This is a genomic window from Pandoraea iniqua (assembly GCF_902459685.1).
Lineage (GTDB): Bacteria > Pseudomonadota > Gammaproteobacteria > Burkholderiales > Burkholderiaceae > Pandoraea > Pandoraea iniqua.
In genome coordinates this window covers 83756-104936 of record NZ_CABPSF010000001.1, presented here as the reverse complement: position 1 = coordinate 104936, position 21181 = coordinate 83756, and the positions used below count along the sequence as shown (strand labels likewise).

Genomic DNA, 21181 nt, shown 5'->3' with positions numbered 1-21181 from the left:
ACCACGAGTTACCGCATGGACATCAAACGCACCGTACTCTGGGTCATTTTCGCGCTGTCTGTCGTGATGCTTTTCGACAACTGGCAACGCGCCAATGGCCATTCGTCGCTGTTCTTCCCGGGCGCCGAAGTCTCGACCCCGGCCGCCACAGGCGGCAACGCGACCTCCGCCAACGACCTGCCGCAAGCCGCTAACGGCGCTGCGACGGGTAACGCGCCGGGCAATGCGCCCGCGACTGCCGCTGCGCAGAAGGTCCGCATCAACACCGACGTCTACGAAGCCGACATCAGCACGCAAGGCGGCACGCTGTCGTTCCTCGCGCTGAAGAAGTGGCCGGACGCCGATGAAGCCGACAAGCACGTCGTGCTGTTCGACAACACCCCGAGCCATCAGTACTACGCTCGCACGGGTCTGATCGGCGGCGACTTCCCGAACCACAACGACATCTTCACGATGGTGCCGGGTCCGACCACGTTGGAAGGCGACACGCTGACCGTGAAGTTCGAATCGCCGGTCAAGGGCGGTCTGCAACTGGTGCGTACCTACACGTTCCATCGCGACAGCTACGTGATCGACGTGTCGAACACGATCGTCAACAAGACCGACGCGCCGATCAAGCCGACGCTCTACATGGAACTCGTGCGCGACGGTCGTGAGATCAGCGGCGCGAAGTTCTCGCACACGTTCACGGGCCCGACCGTGTACAGCAGCGAAGACAAGTTCCAGAAGATCACGTTCAGCGACATCGACAAGGACAAGGCTAAGTACAACAAGCAGTCGAGCGACGGCTGGATCGGCATGGTGCAGCATTACTTCGCCACGGCCTGGATTCCGAAGGAAGGTGTCGCACGCGACAACTACATCGGCAAGCTCGACAACGGCCTGTATCGCGTCGGCGTGAAAGAGCCGCTCGCGAGCATCCCGGCAGGCGGCACGCAGACGGTTGACGCACGCCTGTTCGCCGGTCCGCAGGAAGAGCACATGCTCGAGCAGATCGCGCCGGGCCTGGAGCTGACGAAGGACTACGGTTACTTCACCATCCTCGCCAAGCCGCTGTTCTGGCTGCTCTCGAAGCTGCATGGCCTGATCGGTAACTGGGGTTGGGCGATCATCGCCGTGACCGTGATCATCAAGCTGGTGTTCTTCCCGCTGTCGGCCGCAAGCTACAAGTCGATGGCGCGCATGAAGGAAATCACGCCGCGGATGCAGGCGCTGCGCGAACGCTATAAGGGCGATCCGCAGAAGATGAATCAGGCGCTGATGGAGCTGTACAAGACCGAGAAGGTCAATCCGTTCGGGGGCTGTATTCCGATCGTGATTCAGATTCCGGTGTTCATCGCGCTGTACTGGGTGCTGCTGTCGTCGGTGGAAATGCGCGGCGCGCCGTGGCTGGGCTGGATTCATGACCTCTCGACGCAGGATCCGTATTACATCCTGCCGGTGCTGATGGCCGTGTCGATGTTCATCCAGACCAAGCTGAACCCGACGCCGCCGGATCCGATGCAGGCCAAGATGATGATGTTCATGCCGCTGATTTTCTCGGTCATGTTCCTCTTCCTGCCGTCGGGCCTGGTGCTGTACTACGTGGTCAACAACACGCTGTCGATTGCCCAGCAATGGTCGATCAACCGCATGCTTGGCCAGAAGAAGGAAAAGAAGGCGGCGTAGTGGTTTGAGAAATCCGGCATGCCCGGATTTCGCCGTCTGACGAACGAAGCCGCCCGCGAGTCTCTCGCGGGCGGTTTTGTTTGGTGCGTGTCAAAATGAGCCCTGTTTTTCGATGAATCGTCCTATGAGCGCAACCTCCAACGCCGCCCCGATTGCCGCCATCGCCACTGCCCCCGGGCGCGGCGGGATTGGCGTGGTGCGCGTGTCCTTCGGCAAGCATCGTGGCGAAGCCGTGCAAGGCGTCATCGCACGACTCGTCGGACAGCCGTTGAAACCGCGCCATGCGTCGTACCTGCCGTTTCTCGATGGCACCGGCGACGCACTCGACCGCGGGATTGCGCTCTACTTCCCCGGGCCGAATTCGTACACCGGCGAAGACGTGCTGGAGTTGCAGGGCCATGGCGGCCCGATCGTGTTGCAACTGCTGTTGCAGCGCTGCATCGACGAAGGCGCTGCGCTCGGTGTGCGTCTGGCAGAGCCGGGCGAATTCACGCATCGCGCTTTTCTGAACGACAAGCTCGATCTGGCGCAGGCCGAAGCCGTCGCCGATCTGATCGAAGCAAGTACCGAAGCGGCCGCACGCTCGGCCAGCCGGTCGCTCGACGGCGCGTTCTCGCGCGAGATTCATTCGCTGGTGGATCTGGTGATCCATCTGCGCATGCTGGTCGAAGCGACGCTGGATTTCCCGGAAGAAGAAATCGATTTTCTCGAAGCGGCCGATGCGTTCGGGCAGCTCGAGCGCATTCGCACGCAGTTGGCGCAGGTGTTGTCGCAGGCCCGTCAGGGCGCGCTGCTGCGCGAGGGCATCAACGTGGTGCTCGCCGGGCAGCCGAACGTGGGCAAGTCGTCGCTGCTCAATGCGCTGGCCGGGGCCGAGCTGGCCATCGTCACGCCCATTGCCGGCACCACGCGCGACAAGGTGCAGCAGACGATTCAGATCGACGGCATTCCGCTGCATATCATCGACACGGCCGGGTTGCGCGAGACGGAGGATGAAGTCGAGCGCATCGGTATCGAGCGCAGCTGGAGCGAAATCGCGAAGGCGGACGCGGTGCTGCATCTGCTCGATGCGCGCACCGGCGTGACGGCGGAAGACGAGGTCATCGCCTCGCAGTTGCCGAAGCACGTGCCGATCGTGCGCGTGTTCAACAAGACCGACTTGGCGAGCGAGCCCGCGACCGTGTTGCCGAAGGAGGGCACGGCGCCCCTCGGCATCCGGTTGTCGGCGAAGGGCGGGCAGGGCATCGATCTGCTGCGCGCAGAGCTGCTGAAGATCGCCGGCTGGCAAGCAGGTAACGAAGGCGTGTTCCTCGCTCGCGAGCGGCACCTGACGGCGCTACGGGCCGCGCGTGAGCATGTCGAGATGGCCGACGCCCACGCACGGCAAAATGCCGGTGCGCTGGATCTCTTCGCCGAAGAACTGCGACTCGCGCAAGAACAGTTGAGCACCATCACGGGCGAATTTACTTCTGATGATTTGCTCGGCGTGATCTTCAGCCGGTTTTGTATCGGGAAGTAGGCGCCGCGCCGTCTGCTGCCCGTCGCAATGTTCGTCACGGCATGACGATCGGCTCACGCGCGTAAGCCTGCGTCAGCAGCGCCACGAAGTGCGGGTCGACCGGTATCGACACCTCGTCGATCCGATGCACCGCGACACCCGGCGTCCACGAGTTCATCACCACGGCACCGCGCATCGCTGGCAGATCGTCCACGGTGATTTCCTGCTCGCGCTGCGGCACGCCCAACGGCGTTAGCTGCCTGCGTAAGATGCCCATGGTCGTGCCGCCCAGCATCGCGGCCACCGGCCAGACCACCGATTCGCCATCCCAGAACGCCAGATTCCAGATCGAGGCCTCGCTCAACCGGCCCGCGCGGTCTTTGAACGCCGCATCGTCGAAACCACGCGCTGCTGCCTGTCGCAAAAGCCATGTCTTGGCGACTTCGCCGACGTGTTTCAGTTCGGGCAAAACGCGCTCGTGCTCGAACGTCGCGAGACTGAGTGATTCGGCCGCTCCCGTTCGTCCATTCCCCCCCGCCAGTCCAGTCCACGCCGGCCCAGTGCGTACCAGCAGCTCCGGCACGGCCTCGGCGCCCGCGACAGTGAACTCGCCCTCAGGCGAATACACCGTCGCCACCAGCGACATCTCCGCAGGCCCTGCACGTAGCGCCGCCCGCAACGCGTGCTTGATGCGTTCGTCCGGGAGCGCTTGCCCGAACATCTTCAACGACGCCTGTCGCAGACGCGCCAGATGCAAGTCCAACCCGCGTACGCCGCCGTCACGAATCTGCATGGCCGTGAAGTGCGCGTATCCGGCGAACGCCAGCGGCGTCAGTTCGGCAGCCGTTGCAGGGTGCGCTTCGGGAATCGACCGCTCATCGGCATTCCCCCTCGATATCTGCGTGACGAATTGCCCGGACGCGTTCTCCGTCACCGCGCGTGAACGCACTTCGCCCGGCGTGCTCTGCGTCTCCTGCCTGCCTGTTGCTGCCATGTTGATCTCCCGATCTGGATGTCTTCATTCACGCGTCCACACATCGACGCCAGCCCAAAGGCTAAACTCTGACAGCGCTGTCAAGGTCAAGCGTTGATGCGGGCCTCGCGCGCATCACCTCATCAAGGAGTCCCAGAGCCATGCGAATCGGAGAACTGGCACACCGCGCCGGTGTGAGCGAGCGGATGTTGCGCTACTACGAACAGGAGGGGTTGTTGCGCCCCGCACGCACGGGCGCGGGCTATCGCGACTACGACGAGGACGACGCGCAGGTCGCGCAACGCATTCGCGTGCTGAGCGCCGCCGGTCTCAAGATCGACACCATCCGCGTATTGCTGCCCTGCATGCGCGGCGATCAACCGGTGTTCGAGCGCTGCGACGACATCGTCGACGCGCTCTCGCAAGAGGTGGAAAAGCTCGATCGGAAACTCGACGAACTCACGCAAAGCCGACGTCTCGTCGCCCGTTATCTGGCCGATCTCAAGGCGACCGTACCCCGTCGCTAGATCGCCTGTTCATGCGGATCTTCGTAAAAAACGTAATGCTTTGAAACACTTCTAACAGGCACCGTAATTGCTACGCCGGAGGGACGGGCCTAGACTCCGAAGCGTCAACTCCAGGGCGTTGTCTCGTCACATCCAAGCCAAGTGCGACGCGCGTACGCGAGGCGGAATCCACCGCGCCGGGAGTCAGTTCCTTCGAGGTCTGTGCCGTGAAACGTATTCCTGTTGTCCTCGGTTTCGTCGCCGTGGCCGCCGCGCTCGCCAGCAGCAGCGCATTTGCCTGGCGCGGGGGTGTGCGCGTCTGGGTCGGCCCCGGCTACTATCCGTACGCCTACCCGTATCCGTACTACTCAGCCCCGTATTACTCGCCGCCCGTCGTCGTCGTGCCCAGCCAGCCCCAGCAATATGTCGAACAACCGCAGGCTGCCGCACAACCGGGCCAACCCGGCACAGACAGCGACACCTGGTACTACTGCGACAAGGCCGGTGCCTACTACCCGTACGTAAAAACCTGTCCGGCAGGCTGGCGCGAAGTGCCGGCACAGCCGGCTAACTGATCGGGAGGCTCCGCATGCCATTCGAATCGCTTGTTTCTGACCAATCCCACGCCAGCCAATCCCGCCGCAACGTTCGCCGTCTTGCTGCGCCGCTGGCCATCGTGCTCGCCGCGGCAACGCTCGCCGGCTGCGCGGTCGTCCCGTCCGGCCCGAGCATCATGGCGCTGCCGGGCACCAACAAATCGTTCGACCAATTCCGGCAGGACGACTTCAACTGCCGTCAGTTCGCTAACGGCCAGAACGGCGGCATGGATACCGCCTCCGCCGCCAACACCAGCGCTATCGGCAGTGCCGTGATCGGTACCGCCATCGGTGCCGCAGCAGGCGCCGCCTTCGGTGGTGGCTCGGGGGCCGCGATCGGTGCCGGTGCCGGCCTGCTCGCGGGTAGCGCGGTGGGCGTGGGTAACGCCCAGTCGTCTGTGTATATGACGCAAAGCCGCTATGATCAGGCCTACATTCAGTGCATGTATGCCTATGGCAACCGCGTGCCTGTACGGGGCGACATGGTATCTTCGCAGCAGATGCAACCTGCGCAGCGCTATGCGCCGCCGCCTCCGCCGCCCCCGGGCTGGAAACCGCCCCCCGGCGCTTACTGAAACGACTGAACCCCATGACACCGACATGGCGCGCGCCTGCCGATCAGCGCGCGGCGCCAGCGTCGATGTCTTCCCGAGAGAATTCAATGGCCCACCCCACGTTTGCCCGCTTCCCGTTCGCCGGGTACTTCTCCGTGCGTACGGCGCTTTGGCTGACGCTGCCTGCCGCCATCGCCGCCGTGCTCGTACTCACGCCGTCGGCCCACGCCCAGAACACGCCCGCACCGGCCAACTCAGCGAATTCGGCCAACGCCACCGGTGCCGGCAATGCCGCCAACGCCGCCGCATTCAATCCGAGCGCCGACATTTCGCGGGCCGTGTCGCGCGACACCACCGACGCTGCTATCCAGAGCAACTGGAACAGCATCATGCACCCGCCGGTACAAGCCAAAACCGAAGAAAAACCCGCCGATACGCCGCGCCGCGGCCGTCGCAACGGGATCAACACCGGGGTGTCGACCAACTGAGGGGTAACGATGACGGCGCCGGCTGGAATTCGCGCCGTACCCCGTCTACTATGAGAATCATCAGAAGGACACAACGACTGGTGTTCTCATGCGACTTTTCCTTGCCCTGTGGCCTGGGCCGGGCGTGCGGGCGCAGCTTCACGAATGGGCGTCTGCCGCCCATGCGGAGTGCGGCGGACGCGTGCTCCGTGCGCAGACACTCCACCTGACACTCGCCTTTCTCGACGAGGTCGATCCCGCCCGCCTGCCGGTGCTCCTTGCGCTGATGCAGCGCACGCCGCTCGCACCGTTCTCGCTCACGTTCGATCATCTGGGCTACTGGTCCGATCGCAAGATCGTCTGGGCCGGTTCACCCGCGGCGCCCGAGAGTCTGATCGCCACGCGCGACACATTGCTCTCGCAATGGCGCGCCACCGGCGCACGTGTCGTCACGCAGTCTTTCAGGCCCCACGTGACGCTGTTGCGTCATGCACGGCGTGCCCCGTCAGACCCCTATCCGCGTCCGCTCATCTGGCATTGCGACGGCTATGTGCTGGTGCATTCCGTGCGCACGCCGCGCGGTCCGCATTACCGCGTGCTGGCCGAACATCACGGCGGACAGACGGACGGTTTTTTCACCACGGCGCCGGAGAAATCGGGGATGTCGTCTGCGCAATACGGTATAGTCGGATGACGATTCGCCCGCATGAAATCACCCGCCGGCGCGTCGTTTTTCGTTATTCGCAGGAGACTCAAGTGAAAGTGGGAACGATCGTCACATCCAATCACATCGCAGTGCCGCAGGGCGCCAAAGGCATCGTGACCCGTGTGCTGGGCGACATGGCGATGGTGCGCTGGTACGCCGGCCAACCCGGGGCATCACGTGAACTCAACACCGAACCTTTCTTCATTGCCGATCTGATCCCGACGGGTGACGTCATGCCCGTGGGTGCCAGTAGTCCCATCCTGCATTGACCCGCCGCGTGCGAGCGCGCAATCACTCGCAAGCACGCGCAAAAAAACGCCGGCCCATCGAAAGACGGGCCGGCGTTTTGCTTTGTGTTGTGTCGTTAATTGTTTCGTTAATTGTTTCGTTAAACGTGTCCAGTGCGCTGCTGCATCACGGCGTCCAGCCGCGCGGCAATACGCTCACGACGGCGCCGCCCGGTGCGATAGAGCAGCACGCCCATCCCCAGCAGCACCACGCACGCAATCACGAAGACACCGTACGGCAGCAGGTCGCCCTGCAAGCGCGGGCTGATCTGCGCGCGCGTTTCCGACGTGCAGATCATCGTGCCGGCGAGCATGCCCGTGTAGTGCATGCCGCACACCGCAATCGCCATGACAATTGCCGCGAGCGCGCGTTGCAGGCTCGTTTGCAGATGGAACGCCAACCACAGCGCCACGCTTGCCGCCACCATGGCGATGAGTACCGACAGCGCAATGATCGTCGTATCCCATTGGAAAACGGCTTGCGTGCGTACGGCGTTCATGCCGAGATAGTGCATGCCTGCGATGCCGAGGCCGCCCGCCACACCGGCGATCACGCAGTGCATCGCATTGCGGTAGGGCGCCTGAGCGACGTACCAGAGCGCCGCACCCGACACCACCACGGCGAGCACCAGACTGCCGACGGTCGGCCACAACGCAAACGACACCGGGAACGGCATGCGCTGCGCGGCCATGCCGATGAAGTGCATGCCCCAGATGCCGACGCCGCCCAACGCAAGCGCTGCAACTGCCAGATAACCGACGCTGATGCCACCATCTTCATTGCGGATACGCGACGCGGCCACGAGCGCCACATAGGCACCGAGCGCGGAAATCAGAAACGAAAGCAGGACGAGAAACTCGCCGTACTGAAGGGGAATGACGCTGCCTGGTTGCATGGGGCTTTTCCTGTGGTTTTACCGTTGCCCGGCATCGTTCGCAAAAAGCGCACGACGCGGGTCATTTGGTTTTCTGAGCCGGCCGACAACGCCCAGGGGCAGCGACGCGAAAACCTCCGCATCGGGCGTCAACGCCGATTCAAGCTTGTGCACTGTCTGGCGTCAAGTGGCAAAAACGTCTCGTGATCGCCAACTGACGGCGTTTTGCCGCATGACCGTCGTGCGGCATGCCAGCGTTCGCCTGAAAACCATTACAGGACGCGCATTCCACGCAGTTCGCAGGTGTCCGGACAGGATAAAGGTGCGTAAGGGGTGCGATTAGAGCATCGCGTCCAAACTTGCGTCGCACATCTCCCGGCGATCTGCGGCACCATCCAATATTCGGAATGGTCAGGCGACTTCAGATCGCCGGCCGCCAAATCAGGGAGAGCATTTGCATGTCTGACGCCGCTACCGCCAGCCCAGCCGACGCGCCACAAGCCGCCCCGATCACGGGCGGCCGACTGGCCATTCTCACGGTCGGGCTGGCACTCGGCACTTTCATGGAAGTGCTCGACACGTCGATTGCGAACGTGGCCGTGCCAACCATCGCGGGCAGTGTGGGCGTATCGAACAGTCAGGGCACGTGGGTCATCAGCTCGTACGCGGTGGCCGCCGCCATTGCCGTGCCGCTGACCGGATGGCTGGCAAGGCGCGTGGGCGAAGTGCGGTTGTTCGTGACGTCGGTCACGCTGTTCACGATTGCCTCGATGCTGTGCGGCCTCGCGCCGAATATGGAATCGCTGGTGTTCTTCCGGCTGCTGCAAGGGCTGGTCTCCGGCCCGATGGTGCCGCTCTCGCAAACCATTTTGCTGCGCAGCTTTCCCGAGAAGAAACGCGGGCTCGCGCTCGGCTTATGGGCCATGACAGTGATCGTCGCGCCGATCTTCGGCCCCGTGGTCGGCGGGTGGATCACCGACAACTACACGTGGCCGTGGATCTTCTATATCAACGTGCCGGTCGGCATATTCTCGGCTGTCGCGTGCTATCTGCTGCTGCGCGGACACGAAACCAAAACCCAGACCATCCCCATCGATCTCGTCGGGCTGGCGCTGCTCGCCATCGGTGTGGGGTCGCTGCAAATGATGCTCGACCTCGGCAAGGATCGCGACTGGTTCAACAACAGCCTGATCGTCACGCTCGCGATCACGGCCGCGATCTGTCTGTCGTTGCTGATTCTCTGGGAGCTCACGTCCGACAAACCCATCGTCGATCTCACGCTGTTCAAAGACCGCAATTTCGCGCTTGGGGTGGTGGTGATCTCGTTCGGCTTCATGACGTTTTTCGCCTCCGTCGTAATCTTCCCGCTATGGCTGCAAACGGTGATGGATTACACGGCGGGTAAAGCCGGGCTCGCGACCGCGCCAGTCGGCTTATTGGCGCTGATTCTCTCGCCGATCATCGGGCAGAACATGGACAAGCTGAATCTGCGCGCCGTGGCGTCGTTCGCGTTCTTCGTGTTCGCGGGGGTGTCGTTTTGGAACTCGCATTTCGCGCTCAACCTGTCGTTCGCGAAAGTCATCGAGCCACGGCTGGTGCAGGGCATCGGCATCGCCTGCTTTTTCGTGCCGGTGACGACCATCACGCTCTCCAGCATTTCCGACGACCGGCTGGCCGCGGCATCCGGGCTGTCGAACTTCTTCCGCACGCTCTCGGGCGCCATCGGCACCGCCGTGAGCACGACGATGTGGGAAGACCGGGCGATCTACCACCACGCGCGGCTGGCCGAGAGCGTCACACCGTACTCCGATGCCACCACGAGCTATCTCGACCAGTTGCGGCAGGGGCTGGGCCTCACCAACGGGGCGGAGATCGGCGTGCTCAACGATCTGGTTACACGGCAGTCGTTCATGCTGGCGACGAACGACATCTTCCACTTGTCCGGCTACGTGTTTCTCGCCATGGCGGCGCTGGTGTGGATGACCAAGCCCAAGCGGGGCACGAAGGCGTCGATGGGGCACTAAAAACGTCACCGACGGCGATTTCGCCCGCGATCGTTCCAAAAGAGCAACAATACTTTTCGAGATACGGGCTTCTGGCCGTCATGGCCGGGGGCTACCATGCGTTATTGCGTAAATTCGCTCAGGTACCGGCATGCTGTTCGATCTGATTGCCCGCTATGGCCTCTGGCTCGTCTTTCTGAATATCTTCGGACAGGCGCTGGGCCTGCCGTTGCCGGCGTATCCCACGCTCATCGTCACCGCCTCGACGGCGCTGTTCCCGCCCCTCGGCATCATCGCGCTGGCCGCTGCCGCCGCGCTGCTCGGTGACGTCATCTGGTTTTTGGCCGGGCGCCGCTACGGTCATCACATCCTGCGACTGATGTGCCGCCTGTCGATCTCGCCCGACACCTGCGTGAGCCGCACCGAAGGCTCTATGGGCCGCTACGGCGTGCGCGTGCTGCTGTTCGCGCGGTTCGTGCCGGGTCTCTCGGCCTTGTCGGTGCCGATGGCCGGGGCGCTAGGCGTGTCGTGGCGCAAGTTTTTGCTCTACGACGCGCTGGGCGCGATGCTCTGGTCGGGCGTGGCCGTGGCACTGGGTGTGGGCTTCTCGTCGCACATCGTGTCGGTGCTCGACGCCTTCGACACCCTCGGCCGGGGCGTTCTCTGGCTCGTGGTGATCGTCTTCGCGCTCTACCTGCTCAACCGCTGGCTCAATCGTTACCGCCTGCTGCGCTCGCTGCGCATGGCACGTATCGGCGTGCAGACGCTTGAAACATGGATGAAGGACGAGATCACGCCGGTCGTGATCGATGTTCGCTCGGCAGCACGCCGTGCCATCGACCCGTTCACGATTCCCGGCGCGATCGCCATCGAGCCGGACGACATCGCCAGCAAGCTCCGGGATATTCCCCGCGACCGTCGGATTGTGGTGTTTTGCGCCTGTCCGAACGAAGTCACGGCGGCGCGGCTCGCCCAGCAATTGCGGCAACAGGGCTTTGCGGAAGTGCGTCCGCTGCTCGGCGGACTGGATGCATGGCGCGATGCCGGCTACCACGTAGAGAAGATCGCCGGCTTCGAGATGCTGATGCCGGCGCACTGATCTTTTCACCGGCAGCCGATTCAATTGCGCGCAACTCAATGACGCGTGCCTTTCCGAAGAAGGGCACGCGTTTTGTTTTTTTACGCCTCGCCGAGGGCGTCGCGAAGTTGCAGCAACAAGTTGCGCAAGGTCTTTTGTGCCGTGTCGGATTGACCGGTGGCGGCTTGAATTTGCGCCGGCACCTGACGCGCTTCGCGACGCAGATTCACGCCGCGCGGGGTCAGGTCGATAAACACCTGACGTTCGTCGATATGACCGCGTCGACGCGTCAAAAGCCCCATGGATTCCAGTCTTTTCAGCAGCGGCGTGAGCGTTCCCGAGTCGAGCCCGAGGCGTGCACCGAGTTGATTGACGGCGATGTCGTCCTGCTCCCAGAGCACGACCATCGCGAGATATTGCGAGTACGTCAGCCCAAGTCGATCGAGCATCGGCTTGTGCGCTTTGGTCATGGCAAGCGAAGCCGAGTACAACGCGAAACCCAACTGCTCTTCGAGACACACGGGTGATTTTTGTGTGCCTTTTTTGCTGACTGCCATTCGGGTGGTGCTTTTCAGTTCCATTTCAATTGCGTGCCATTCTATTTCACTGAATGGAATGTGACCAGTTGATTGCGGGTTGGTATGACGAATTCGTGACGCGTGATTTTTCGAGGCGTCGGCCAAGCAGGTGCCGCTATTCCGGCATGCGCTTTTAGTGCCTGTGTGCCTGTGTGCGGCTTGCCGGCGACGTCTCAGAAATGCGGGCGGGGCGCCCCTGCGCGCGGAAATCGGCCGTGGAAAATACGCCTCTCTGGAAATGGCAAAAAATCATGTCGCGGGCGGTTTGGCGAAGGCGCCGTGCCTCAGAAATTACCTTTATCTGAATCACGCTCAGAAGTCGCTGGATGGCCGGGGCGTACGGAAAATCGATCTCGGAAAATGCCGCCGGGGAATACGTCGCGCGAGACATGCGAAGGCGGTGCACAGCGATGTAACTAAGCTAGCGAAACCCGCTTATCTGAGGCCGGCTCAGTTTTTGCCGGGAATCGGCAGGCCAAAATCGCTCAGGCCCTCAAAAAATGCCCCTCGGCTGAAATCGATCCAGCCGTTCGAAATGGATTTCAAATCGACGCTATCTAGGAAGCTCAACGCGAAGCAGGGGCGATGACCGCTAAAAAATACCTTACGTGAGCAACGCTCAGTTTTAGCGAGAACGACGGGAGCAAAAAGTCACGTTCCCGTCCAAAAGTCCCCTTCATGCCGAAAATCGCCCGTTCCCGGCGCCCGGCGCGCCGGTCCCGCGCTTTCAAAATAAGTCGTCGGTCGATACCATGAGACCCAATTTCGATCACGACAGTCTCCTATCCGTGTCAGCAGTGTCCGCTTGGGCCAAGTTGCCCGTCGTCGTGTGGGTGCGTCGTCAGTTCGCGCCCAACACCCTGCAAATCACGCTGCTGCTCGCCGGCATCGTCGGTCTGTTGGGGGCGTTAGCCACCGTCGCGTTTCGCGAAGCGCTCTCCGGCCTGCAATTTCTCCTCGCGGGCCACCACAGCGGCATGGTCGAGCTCGCCATAGACCTCAACTGGTGGCAGCGCCTGCTGTTGCCGACCACCGGCGGTCTCATCGCCGGGCTGATCCTCCAGTACGCCACGCTCTGGGTGCCCAAGAAGGGGGCCGACGACTACATGGAAGCCATCGCTATCGGCACCGGCGTGCTGAGCCTGCGTCAGACGCTCGTGAAAAGCACGTCGTCGCTGTTCTCGGTGGCCTCGGGCGCGTCGATCGGCCGGGAAGGGCCGATGGTGCAACTCGCCGCCATGTTCGCCTCGCTGGTCGGCCGCGCGCTCGCGTTCCCGCCTGAGCGGCTGCGGCTGCTCGTGGCCTGCGGTGCCACCGCCGGCATCACCTCTGCCTATAACGCGCCGATCGCCGGGGCGTTATTCATCTCCGAGATCGTCTACGGCTCGATTTCGACGGCAACGCTCGGGCCGTTGGTCGTCGCCTCGGTCATCGCCAACATCGTCATCCGCCAGTTTCTCGGCTACGAGGCGGTGTATCAGATGCCGCGCTTCGACTTCGTGTCGGGCTGGGAAGTGTTTTTCTACGTCGGGCTGGGCATTCTCGCGGGCGTGCTCGCGCCCCTGTTCCTGCGCTTGCTCGACACCGCCAAACAACGCTTCGGCGCGTTGCCCGTGCCGTTGTTCGTAAGGCTCGCGCTCGGCGGGCTGGTCGTCGGGGTGCTCTCGCTGCAAGTGCCGCAGGTCTGGGGCAATGGCTACAGCGTGGTGAACTCGATACTGCACACGCACTGGGCGTGGCAGGCGCTTGCCATGGTGCTGGTGTTCAAGGTGCTCGCCACGGCCTCGTCGGCGGGGTCGGGCGCGGTGGGCGGCGTGTTCACGCCGACGCTGTTCGTCGGCGCAGCGCTCGGCAGCCTCTACGGTCTCGCCATGAACGCGCTCGCGCCGGCCACGGCGTCGGTCGCCAGCAGCTATGCGGTCGTCGGTATGGGGGCGTTTCTTGCTGCCACCACCTATGCGCCGTTGATGTCGATTCTGATGATCTTCGAGATGACGCTGAGTTATCAGGTCGTGCTGCCGCTCATGCTGGCCTGCGTCACGGCGTATCTCACCGCGCATACGTTGCGAGAAGACTCGGTGTACGCCAAGTCGCTGCGCCGCAATCTGGTGGCCGGGCGCTGGTTGTCGATGACCGGCGAGGCGAGCCAGATGCGGCTGTCGTCGCTGGCCGTCGATCCGGACGCCAGCGACGCCGTGGTGACGGCCAACCTCTCGCCGGAGGCCATCGGCGAACGATTTGTCGAGACGGGATACCGCAATCTGGTCGTGCGTGCGGAAGACGGCCGTCTGGTCGGCATGCTCGACGCCGCAAGCTGGTGGCGCCGGCAGGCGACCGGCGAGCCTGCGCAATGGACGGAGATCGTCGCCCCTTGCAACGCGCTCGATGGTGAGATGGCGCTGGTCAGCGCACTGCGCGCGGTGGCGAAGTTACATGCCGACTGGATTCCGGTCGCCGCGGCCGACGGCCGCTGGCTCGGCGTGGTGTCGCTGCCCGGGCTGATCGAGATCGTGACCGAAGAGCGGGGGAGCGAATGAAGCGCCGCGCCGGTTTGCGCCCGATCGTGCCGGCAGAACCGGCCCGAACCGATGACGGCACGCCGTACTCGGCCGAGTTCGACGACGTTTATCACCCCGTGGAAGGCGCACTCGCGCATGCCCGTCACGTGTTTCTCGACGGGAATGACCTGCCTCAACGCTGGCAGGGGCGCGATCAGTTCGTGATCGTCGAGACGGGCTTCGGTCTGGGCCTGAACTTTCTGGCGACATGGGCCGCGTGGCGCGACGATCCGCAACGCCCCAAGCGCCTGCACTTCGTGTCGGTCGAGAAATTCCCGTTCCGCCCGCGCGACCTCCGCCAGACGCTGACGCCGCTGCTGGTGCAGCCCGGCATGACCGAACTCGCGCCGCTCGTGCAGCGGTTGTGCGATATCTGGCCGTTGCCCGTGGCGGGCTGGCACCGGCTGGAACCGGCCCCCGGTGTCGTGCTGAGCATCGGGTTCGGCGACTTCTCCGACTTGATGCCGGACCTGCGTGTGGGCGCTGACGCGTTCTTTATCGACGGCTTCGACCCGGCCAAGAACCCCGACCTGTGGACGCCAGTGGTCTTCAAGACGCTGGGCAAGATGGCGCGGGAAGGGGCGACGCTTGCGACCTACACTAGCGCCGGGCAGATACCACGCGATCTCGAGGCTGCGGGCTTTCAGATGACGCGTCGTGAAGGCGACGAACACACTCGCGAGTCGCTTGCAGGTGTCTACGCGCCGCCTTACCGCATGCGCCGCTACGATCCGCCCGATGCGCCCAATATGCCCAATACACCCAATGCGCCAGCATGGCGTGAGTTGCGGACGGCCGCCGCCGAATCAGATACCGCGGATAACGCAGAAGCCGCAGATACCGCCATCATCATCGGCGCGGGGATGGCGGGTGCCGCCATGGCATTGCGGCTCGTCGCGCGCGGCTGGCGGGTGAAACTGTTCGAACGGGCAGAGGCATCGGGTTCGGCAGCCTCGGGCAATCCGGCAGGCGTCTTCCATCCGCAGCTATCGGCGGACGACAACGTGCTCTCCCGCCTTACGCGCGCCGGCTTCCTGTACGCGCTGTCGCAATGGCGCACGCTGCCGGGCGGCCTGCCCGGACGCGCCGACGGCCTGTTGCAGGTGGCCTCGGACGACGACGACGCGCACGGCCTCGCGCAACTGGTCGCGGTGCATGGCTATCCCGAGGAATACGTGAAGTGGGTCGATGCGGCCCAAGCCTCGGCGCTCGCCGGGGAAACGCTGGCATATGGCGGCCTCTGGTTCCCGGAAGGCGGCTGGCTGGCCCCGGCAATGCTGTGCCGCGCGGAACTGGTCGCCGCCGGCCCGTCGCTCGATGCCCGCTACGGCGTGAGCGTCGAGCGGCTGGAACACCGGGACGGCCGCTGGCTGGCCATCGACGAGACCGGACGGGTGCTGGCAGACGCCGCCGTGGCGGTCGTCACCGCCGCCGATGAGTCGCAACGCCTGCTGGGCCCGTATCTCGCGCCCGAGTTCATTCCCGTCCAACGGGTACGCGGTCAACTGACCTTCCTGCCGCCCGATTCACTCCCCGATCTGCGCATACCGGTCTGTGGCGAGGGCTACGTTGCCCCATCGCCGCTGGGCGGGGCAGGCCCGATCACGGGCGCCACATACGGTTTCGACGATCCGGCGACCGATGTCCGCGTCGGCGACCATCAGGCCAACCTGCGCCGCCTCGCCACGTTGCTGCCTGACCATGCTGAAGCCTTTGGCGATGGGGAAGGCGGGTTGGGAAGTGCCAGCGCCGCCGCCGAACTCGGCGGACGTACCGCCTTCCGGGCGCTGGTCACCGACCGTTTGCCGATGGCCGGTCAACTGCCGGATATGCCCGCAATCGCCAGCAGCGACCCGCAGGGCCGCCGGTTGGCCGGGGGCCACCTGCGAGACCTGCCTCGGCTGCCAGGCCTGTACGCGAGCTTTGCGTTCGGTTCTCGCGGTCTGGTCTTCGCGGCGCTCTGCGCAGAATTGGTTGCCAGCCAGATCGACGGCGAGCCGTGGCCCGTGGGCAGCGATCTGGCCGACGCCATCGACCCGGCGCGCTTTCTGTTACAGGCGCTGCGCAAGGCCTGAGCGCACGGCACCACGGCAGAACTTCGGCAGATAAAACCGGCCGACCGGCCGTTCATCGCGTAGCCGATGTCATTCCCAATAATTCGAATCTGACCCCCATGCAGTTCAAGGTCCGCCGCAGGCGGAGGCGACGCGCTACGCGCTTGCCTCCGGCACTTTTCGCCTTGCCTGCCGTGCGACTGCCCCGGAATCGGCCCGCCATCCGGTCTTCAGTTCGGTCTTCAGGAATGGGGGAATGGCGAAGTCCCGCCACAAGGGGCTTCCCGGGGTACCGCGGGTCCTGACAGAGCCCTCCAAACCGAGTGTGGCAAAATGAGCCCAACCCTAAGGGTTCGTCGCGCATTTGTCTTTATTTCTGCAACCCCGCGCGCGGCATTCTTTTCCTTTCCACCACTTGATGCGCCGTCAAGCGGCGCAAAGCGAGCAATATGACGTCGGAACTGTCCCTTTTCCCGGGCTGGCCGCCGGCGCCTGATCCCGTTTTCTTCGCTGGTCTGGCATTGGTATTTGCCGGTCTGGCAGGAGAAATCTGTTTCCGGAGACTGCGCCTGCCGCGCATCACCGGTTACGCGGTGGTCGGGCTGGTCGGCGGTACGTTGGGTCTCTCGTCGATGCTGGACGCGCAAACGAGCGCGGCCATCCGGCTGCTGATCGATCTGGCCCTCGGCCTGCTGCTGTTCGAACTCGGCAGCCGTCTGAATCTGAAATGGATGCGGGCCAACTCGTGGCTCATCGTCACGAGTGCACTCGAGGCGCTGCTCACCCTCATCGCGGTCTACGCGGTGCTGCGGTTGTTCAACGTCGCGCCGCTCACATCGATGCTCATCGCGTCGATCAGCATGGCCACGTCGCCGGCGGTTGTCGTCCAGCTCAAGAACGAGTTGCGTGCCGAAGGTCAGGTCACCGAGCGCCTGCTGGCGCTGGCGGCGCTGAACAGCATTTACGCCGTGGTGGCCGTCAAGCTGGTCTACGGCTGGATGCACCAGACATACCACTCGAGTTTCTGGGTGGTGCTGTTCCATCCGCTGTACCTGCTGATCGGCTCGATCGTGCTGGCCTTCGTACTCGCCAAGGCGTGCAATCTGGTGTTCCGGAAGTTCGGCAGCCAGGACCATCATGCGTTCGTGATGCTGATCGGCCTGATCATGCTGATGGTCGCGCTGGTGCACATGCTCAAGCTGCCCAACTCGCTCACGCTGCTGCTTGCCGGGATCATTTTCCGGAATCTGGATGAGCGTCCGCAGCTTTGGCCGGCGTACTTCGGCACGGCCGGCTGGCTGCTCGCCGTGGTGTTGTTCGTGCTGACATCGCTGGCATTCCAGTGGCAATACGTGATGATCGGCGGTCTGGCCGCGGCAGCGATCATCGTCGTCCGTCTGCTGGCCAAGGTGGTCGGGACGGTCGCCGTCGCCCATCCGGCCGGCATCAGCTACAAACAGGCCGTCGCACTAGGGCTCGCGCTCTGTCCGATGGCGAGTCTTGCGCTCGTACTCGTTGCCGACACGTACGACATCTACCCGCAGTTCGATCCGATGCTCAAGGCCGTGGTGATGTGCACCATCGCGTTGCTGCAACTGGTCGGCCCGCTGGTGGTCTATTGGGCATTGGCCCTTGTCGGTGAACGGAAGGATTAAGCCATGTCATTAGAAGAATTCATCCCCTCGAAGCCGTGCACCTTCGGTGTCGAGCTCGAGATGCAGATCGTCAATCGCCACGATTACGACCTGACCAAGGCCGCGTCGGACGTGATGCGGCTGGTGGCGAAGGAGACACATCCGGGGGAAATCAAACCGGAAATGACCGAAAGCATGATCGAGCTTTCGACCGATATCTGTCACCACCACAGCGACGCCGTCTCGCAACTGCGAAGGGTTCGCGACGTGCTGATCGGCGCCAGCGAACAGCTCAACGTCGGCTTATGCGGAGGCGGCACTCACGCATTCCAGCGCTGGAGCGAGCGCACGATTTACGACTCGCCGCGTTTTCATTTCCTCTCCGAGCTCTACGGCTATCTCGCCAAGCAGTTCACGGTGTTCGGTCAGCACGTGCACATCGGCTGTCCGGACCCGGATAGCGCCCTTTACCTGCTGCACGCGATGTCGCGTTATATCCCGCACTTTATTGCGCTGTCGGCCTCTTCGCCGTACGTGCAAGGGGTGGACACGGGCTTTCACTCCGCGCGTTTGAACTCGGTGTTTGCGTTCCCGCTGTCGGGCCGTGCGCCGTTCGTGCTCAAGTGGGAAGACTTCGAGACGTACTTCGACAAGATGGTCAAAACGGGCGTCGTCGAGAGCATGAAGGACTTCTACTGGGATATCCGTCCAAAACCGGGCTTTGGGACGATCGAAGTGCGAGTGATGGATACCCCCTTATCGGTCGACCGGGCGGCTGCCATCGCCTGTTACATCCAGTCTCTGGCCCGTTATCTGCTCGAGGAGCGCCCGTTCACGCTGAGCGAGGACGACTACCTCGTCTACACGTTCAACCGCTTCGAGGCCTGCCGTTTCGGTCTGGAAGGCGCTTACGTCGATCCGCAGAGCGGTGAGCGGACCACGCTGGGTCAGCACATCGCCCAGACGCTGGAGGTCATCAAGCCCCACGCAGCGGTGCTGGAAGCCGAAGCCGCGTGTGAAGAGATCCGCCAACTGGTGGCCTCGGGCATGAACGACGCCGTGTGGCTGCGTCAGATCCACGCGGATGCGAAGTCGCTCAACGAGATGGTCCGTCAGCAGTGTCTGCGGTGGGCGTCATGACGCCGTAGGCCTGCCAGAGCGCCTGTCAGGGTGCTGATGAAGCCCTGATTCAGCGATCGGTGTCACGAAACCCCGCCTTGGCGGGGTTTTTTATTGTCTGCAACGCTTGTTGCACGCATCGCAAGCGCTGCGTTTTCCACTGTTCGTCCCTACCGGGTTTTCCGGTTTTCGCGCCGCTCGTAGCAATGTTTTAAGGTTTTAATAGGTTTACTGTATGTATACATAGTAGTAGTTAACAAAGGCAGCCCACTCCTGTGGATAACCACAGTTAACGCCTTGTAAACATCAACTTGCCCGATTGAGAACTGGATGGACAAACAGCGGGTATCTCCAGAACAACTCTGAACAGTTTTTGCCCCCTGTGGAAAGATTGGCAAGTTATCCCGAACCCATGCACACGTACTCCGATAAGTTATCCATAAAGTTATCCACAGGCGCCTAAATATTGTGCAGCAGACCCCCGAAAACACGGTTTTGTGGATAATTTTGACGTTCTCACTTCGTCTGTGAGGTTCGCGGCTACAATCTCGCCACTCCGTTTTTGTGACGTACCGCGCGTGTTATCCGAAGTGATTGATGTTGGTTTTATTGGCTGTAACGCGCGAAATCGCCGTCGTCGTCCATTTCTTCATTTCGCATGTCAAAAAGGTGCGCTCACCGGACATGCCGATCAGCTCATTCCCCGAATTTTTCGCCGAACGGGTCGTTATGCGACTGAGGGTCGCCGTTCGTGTTTCAGAACATTTGCGTTCTGTCCGAAACACAGGCGCGCTTCGTATACGCCAGCGCATGCGCTAAAGCGAAGCGGATCTCTCGATATTCGAGGCATTTTTCCCGGGGACGTAACAGGGACGCTCGTCAATCAAAAAGCGTCGCTACGGCCTGCGAGCCAAGTCCGGCGCGGCTTTGCACGGATGCTTGCGATTGGTGCGGGGTGCGAGACAAGACACGGCGTTACATCTATTGGCTTAGCGAGTGAATTCGCATGGGATGCGAAATGTTTTTGACGCTGTCACGATTCGCGCTGCGAGTGAGCAGGACACCAATATTTTGTAAACATCGCGCCTAGGATCTGGGAGATCAGTACAAGAACTGATACGCCAAAATTCGACTCAGAACACACAATGGAATCGTGGCGGGAAGGCAGGTTCAACAGCGACTTGCCGTCGCGTATCGACACGGAAGTGGGTCAGGGTTTCCCCCGGGCGGGGCGCCGAAATTGATGGAAAGGCAAGGCAACTCGTGTGATGCACCGCCTGATAGTAAATTTGACAAGCTGTTTTACCGACGTATAGTTTTTAGAAATCCTAACGAAAATCATGGCTACTCCGACCCCACTAGATGAAGCGCTCTCCAAGCGCGTAACGGCAGGTTTGTTGCGCATGGGAACGGCGTTACGGAGCCACGCCTGGGAGGGCGCGGCATTGGCTGGATTGACGCCGACGCAGGGAGAGATTCTGACGCTCCTGCTCTCGCGTGGCGTGCCGATGCGATTAGGTGAGATTGCGGAGGATGCCGCACTCACATCGGCCACGGTCAGTGAGGCCGTGAGTACACTGGAATCCAAGGGACTGGTCGAGAAACGGCGCGATGCCAACGACGGCCGGGCACTGGCGCTTCGATTGACCGCTTGCGGCCGTACCGCCGCCAAGCGGGCGTCGCAGTGGCCCAACTTCCTGACGACGGCGGCCGACTCGCTGGGCGACAAGGAATGTGCTCAGCTCTATCGCGCGCTGCTCAAGCTGGTCTTCACGATGCAAGAGCGCGGTGACATGCCGCCGCAGCGCATGTGTCTGACCTGCTCGCACTTCGAAGCAGCGCCGCGCGGCAAGGGCCAGTTCCATTGCAATCATTTCAATGCGACTTACGACGATTCGCGAATTCCTCTCGATTGCAATTCGCATGAGGACGCGGACATCGCCACACAGCGCAAGGTCTGGAAGCTCTACAGCAAGGCTTGAGCGACCGGCCATCCGTCGCAACGCCCAGGCGGCGCGAACGAGGGG

General features: G+C 62.7%; 18 protein-coding genes. 15 read left to right on the top strand and 3 right to left on the bottom strand.

Annotated elements, in window-relative coordinates:
• The first annotated feature begins 15 nt into the window (after window positions 1-15).
• Both yidC and mnmE read left to right on the top strand, forming a co-directional pair.
• Window positions 16-1668 carry a membrane protein insertase YidC gene (gene yidC / locus PIN31009_RS00415; protein WP_150682578.1) on the top strand — a complete coding sequence of 551 codons (1653 nt, stop codon included), beginning with the start codon at window positions 16-18 and terminating at the stop codon, window positions 1666-1668.
• 124 nt (window positions 1669-1792) lie between these two features.
• A complete protein-coding gene (gene mnmE, locus PIN31009_RS00410) occupies window positions 1793-3187 on the top strand; it encodes a tRNA uridine-5-carboxymethylaminomethyl(34) synthesis GTPase MnmE (RefSeq protein ID WP_150788948.1) in 1395 nt (464 codons plus the stop codon).
• A gap of 34 nt (window positions 3188-3221) precedes the next feature.
• On the opposite strand, the gene PIN31009_RS00405 is transcribed toward mnmE, so the two are convergent.
• A complete protein-coding gene (locus PIN31009_RS00405) occupies window positions 3222-4160 on the bottom strand; it encodes an aminotransferase class IV family protein (RefSeq protein WP_150788947.1) in 939 nt (312 codons plus the stop codon).
• 140 nt (window positions 4161-4300) lie between these two features.
• Between PIN31009_RS00405 and PIN31009_RS00400 the strand changes: the two genes are divergently transcribed.
• From PIN31009_RS00400 to PIN31009_RS00375, 6 genes are all read left to right on the top strand, one after another.
• On the top strand, window positions 4301-4666 hold the full coding sequence (locus PIN31009_RS00400) for a MerR family transcriptional regulator (RefSeq protein WP_150788946.1): 366 nt from the start codon (window positions 4301-4303) through the stop codon (window positions 4664-4666).
• 206 nt (window positions 4667-4872) lie between these two features.
• Window positions 4873-5220, top strand: a complete 348-nt coding sequence (locus tag PIN31009_RS00395) for a hypothetical protein (protein WP_150682574.1) — start codon at window positions 4873-4875, stop codon at window positions 5218-5220.
• 14 nt (window positions 5221-5234) lie between these two features.
• On the top strand, window positions 5235-5816 hold the full coding sequence (locus PIN31009_RS00390; RefSeq protein WP_246185459.1) for a hypothetical protein: 582 nt from the start codon (window positions 5235-5237) through the stop codon (window positions 5814-5816).
• A gap of 86 nt (window positions 5817-5902) precedes the next feature.
• Window positions 5903-6283 carry a hypothetical protein gene (locus PIN31009_RS00385; RefSeq protein ID WP_150788945.1) on the top strand — a complete coding sequence of 127 codons (381 nt, stop codon included), beginning with the start codon at window positions 5903-5905 and terminating at the stop codon, window positions 6281-6283.
• Between the two features lie 88 nt (window positions 6284-6371).
• The gene (gene thpR / locus PIN31009_RS00380; protein WP_150788944.1) at window positions 6372-6956 is read left to right on the top strand and encodes an RNA 2',3'-cyclic phosphodiesterase; all 585 of its coding nucleotides are present in this window, start codon (window positions 6372-6374) and stop codon (window positions 6954-6956) included.
• Window positions 6957-7018: 62 nt separating this feature from the next.
• On the top strand, window positions 7019-7237 hold the full coding sequence (locus PIN31009_RS00375; RefSeq protein ID WP_087690840.1) for a hypothetical protein: 219 nt from the start codon (window positions 7019-7021) through the stop codon (window positions 7235-7237).
• Between the two features lie 119 nt (window positions 7238-7356).
• Here the strand turns inward: PIN31009_RS00375 and PIN31009_RS00370 are convergent, their stop codons facing one another.
• The gene (locus tag PIN31009_RS00370; protein ID WP_150788943.1) at window positions 7357-8151 is read right to left on the bottom strand and encodes an MHYT domain-containing protein; all 795 of its coding nucleotides are present in this window, start codon (window positions 8149-8151) and stop codon (window positions 7357-7359) included.
• A 437-nt stretch (window positions 8152-8588) separates the two neighbouring features.
• Between PIN31009_RS00370 and PIN31009_RS00365 the strand changes: the two genes are divergently transcribed.
• Both PIN31009_RS00365 and PIN31009_RS00360 read left to right on the top strand, forming a co-directional pair.
• A complete protein-coding gene (locus PIN31009_RS00365; protein WP_150682570.1) occupies window positions 8589-10154 on the top strand; it encodes a DHA2 family efflux MFS transporter permease subunit in 1566 nt (521 codons plus the stop codon).
• 130 nt (window positions 10155-10284) lie between these two features.
• The gene (locus PIN31009_RS00360; protein ID WP_150682569.1) at window positions 10285-11232 is read left to right on the top strand and encodes a DedA family protein/thiosulfate sulfurtransferase GlpE; all 948 of its coding nucleotides are present in this window, start codon (window positions 10285-10287) and stop codon (window positions 11230-11232) included.
• Between the two features lie 80 nt (window positions 11233-11312).
• Here the strand turns inward: PIN31009_RS00360 and PIN31009_RS00355 are convergent, their stop codons facing one another.
• Complete coding sequence (locus PIN31009_RS00355; protein ID WP_058379983.1) at window positions 11313-11768, bottom strand: MarR family winged helix-turn-helix transcriptional regulator; 456 nt, start codon at window positions 11766-11768, stop codon at window positions 11313-11315.
• 773 nt (window positions 11769-12541) lie between these two features.
• Between PIN31009_RS00355 and PIN31009_RS00350 the strand changes: the two genes are divergently transcribed.
• The 5 genes from PIN31009_RS00350 (at window position 12542) to PIN31009_RS00330 (ending at window position 21136) form a co-directional block, all read left to right on the top strand.
• Window positions 12542-14326 carry a ClcB-like voltage-gated chloride channel protein gene (locus PIN31009_RS00350; RefSeq protein WP_425495447.1) on the top strand — a complete coding sequence of 595 codons (1785 nt, stop codon included), beginning with the start codon at window positions 12542-12544 and terminating at the stop codon, window positions 14324-14326.
• On the top strand, window positions 14323-16422 hold the full coding sequence (mnmC, locus tag PIN31009_RS00345) for a bifunctional tRNA (5-methylaminomethyl-2-thiouridine)(34)-methyltransferase MnmC2/FAD-dependent 5-carboxymethylaminomethyl-2-thiouridine(34) oxidoreductase MnmC1 (RefSeq protein WP_150788942.1): 2100 nt from the start codon (window positions 14323-14325) through the stop codon (window positions 16420-16422). The genes PIN31009_RS00350 and mnmC overlap by 4 nt, the downstream gene beginning before the upstream one ends.
• A 428-nt stretch (window positions 16423-16850) precedes the next feature.
• On the top strand, window positions 16851-18056 hold the full coding sequence (locus tag PIN31009_RS00340; RefSeq protein ID WP_087690666.1) for a cation:proton antiporter: 1206 nt from the start codon (window positions 16851-16853) through the stop codon (window positions 18054-18056).
• A gap of 3 nt (window positions 18057-18059) precedes the next feature.
• Window positions 18060-19175, top strand: a complete 1116-nt coding sequence (locus tag PIN31009_RS00335) for a YbdK family carboxylate-amine ligase (protein WP_087690668.1) — start codon at window positions 18060-18062, stop codon at window positions 19173-19175.
• Window positions 19176-20494: 1319 nt separating this feature from the next.
• Window positions 20495-21136, top strand: a complete 642-nt coding sequence (locus PIN31009_RS00330) for a MarR family winged helix-turn-helix transcriptional regulator (RefSeq protein WP_174996852.1) — start codon at window positions 20495-20497, stop codon at window positions 21134-21136.
• Window positions 21137-21181: the final 45 nt, after the last annotated feature.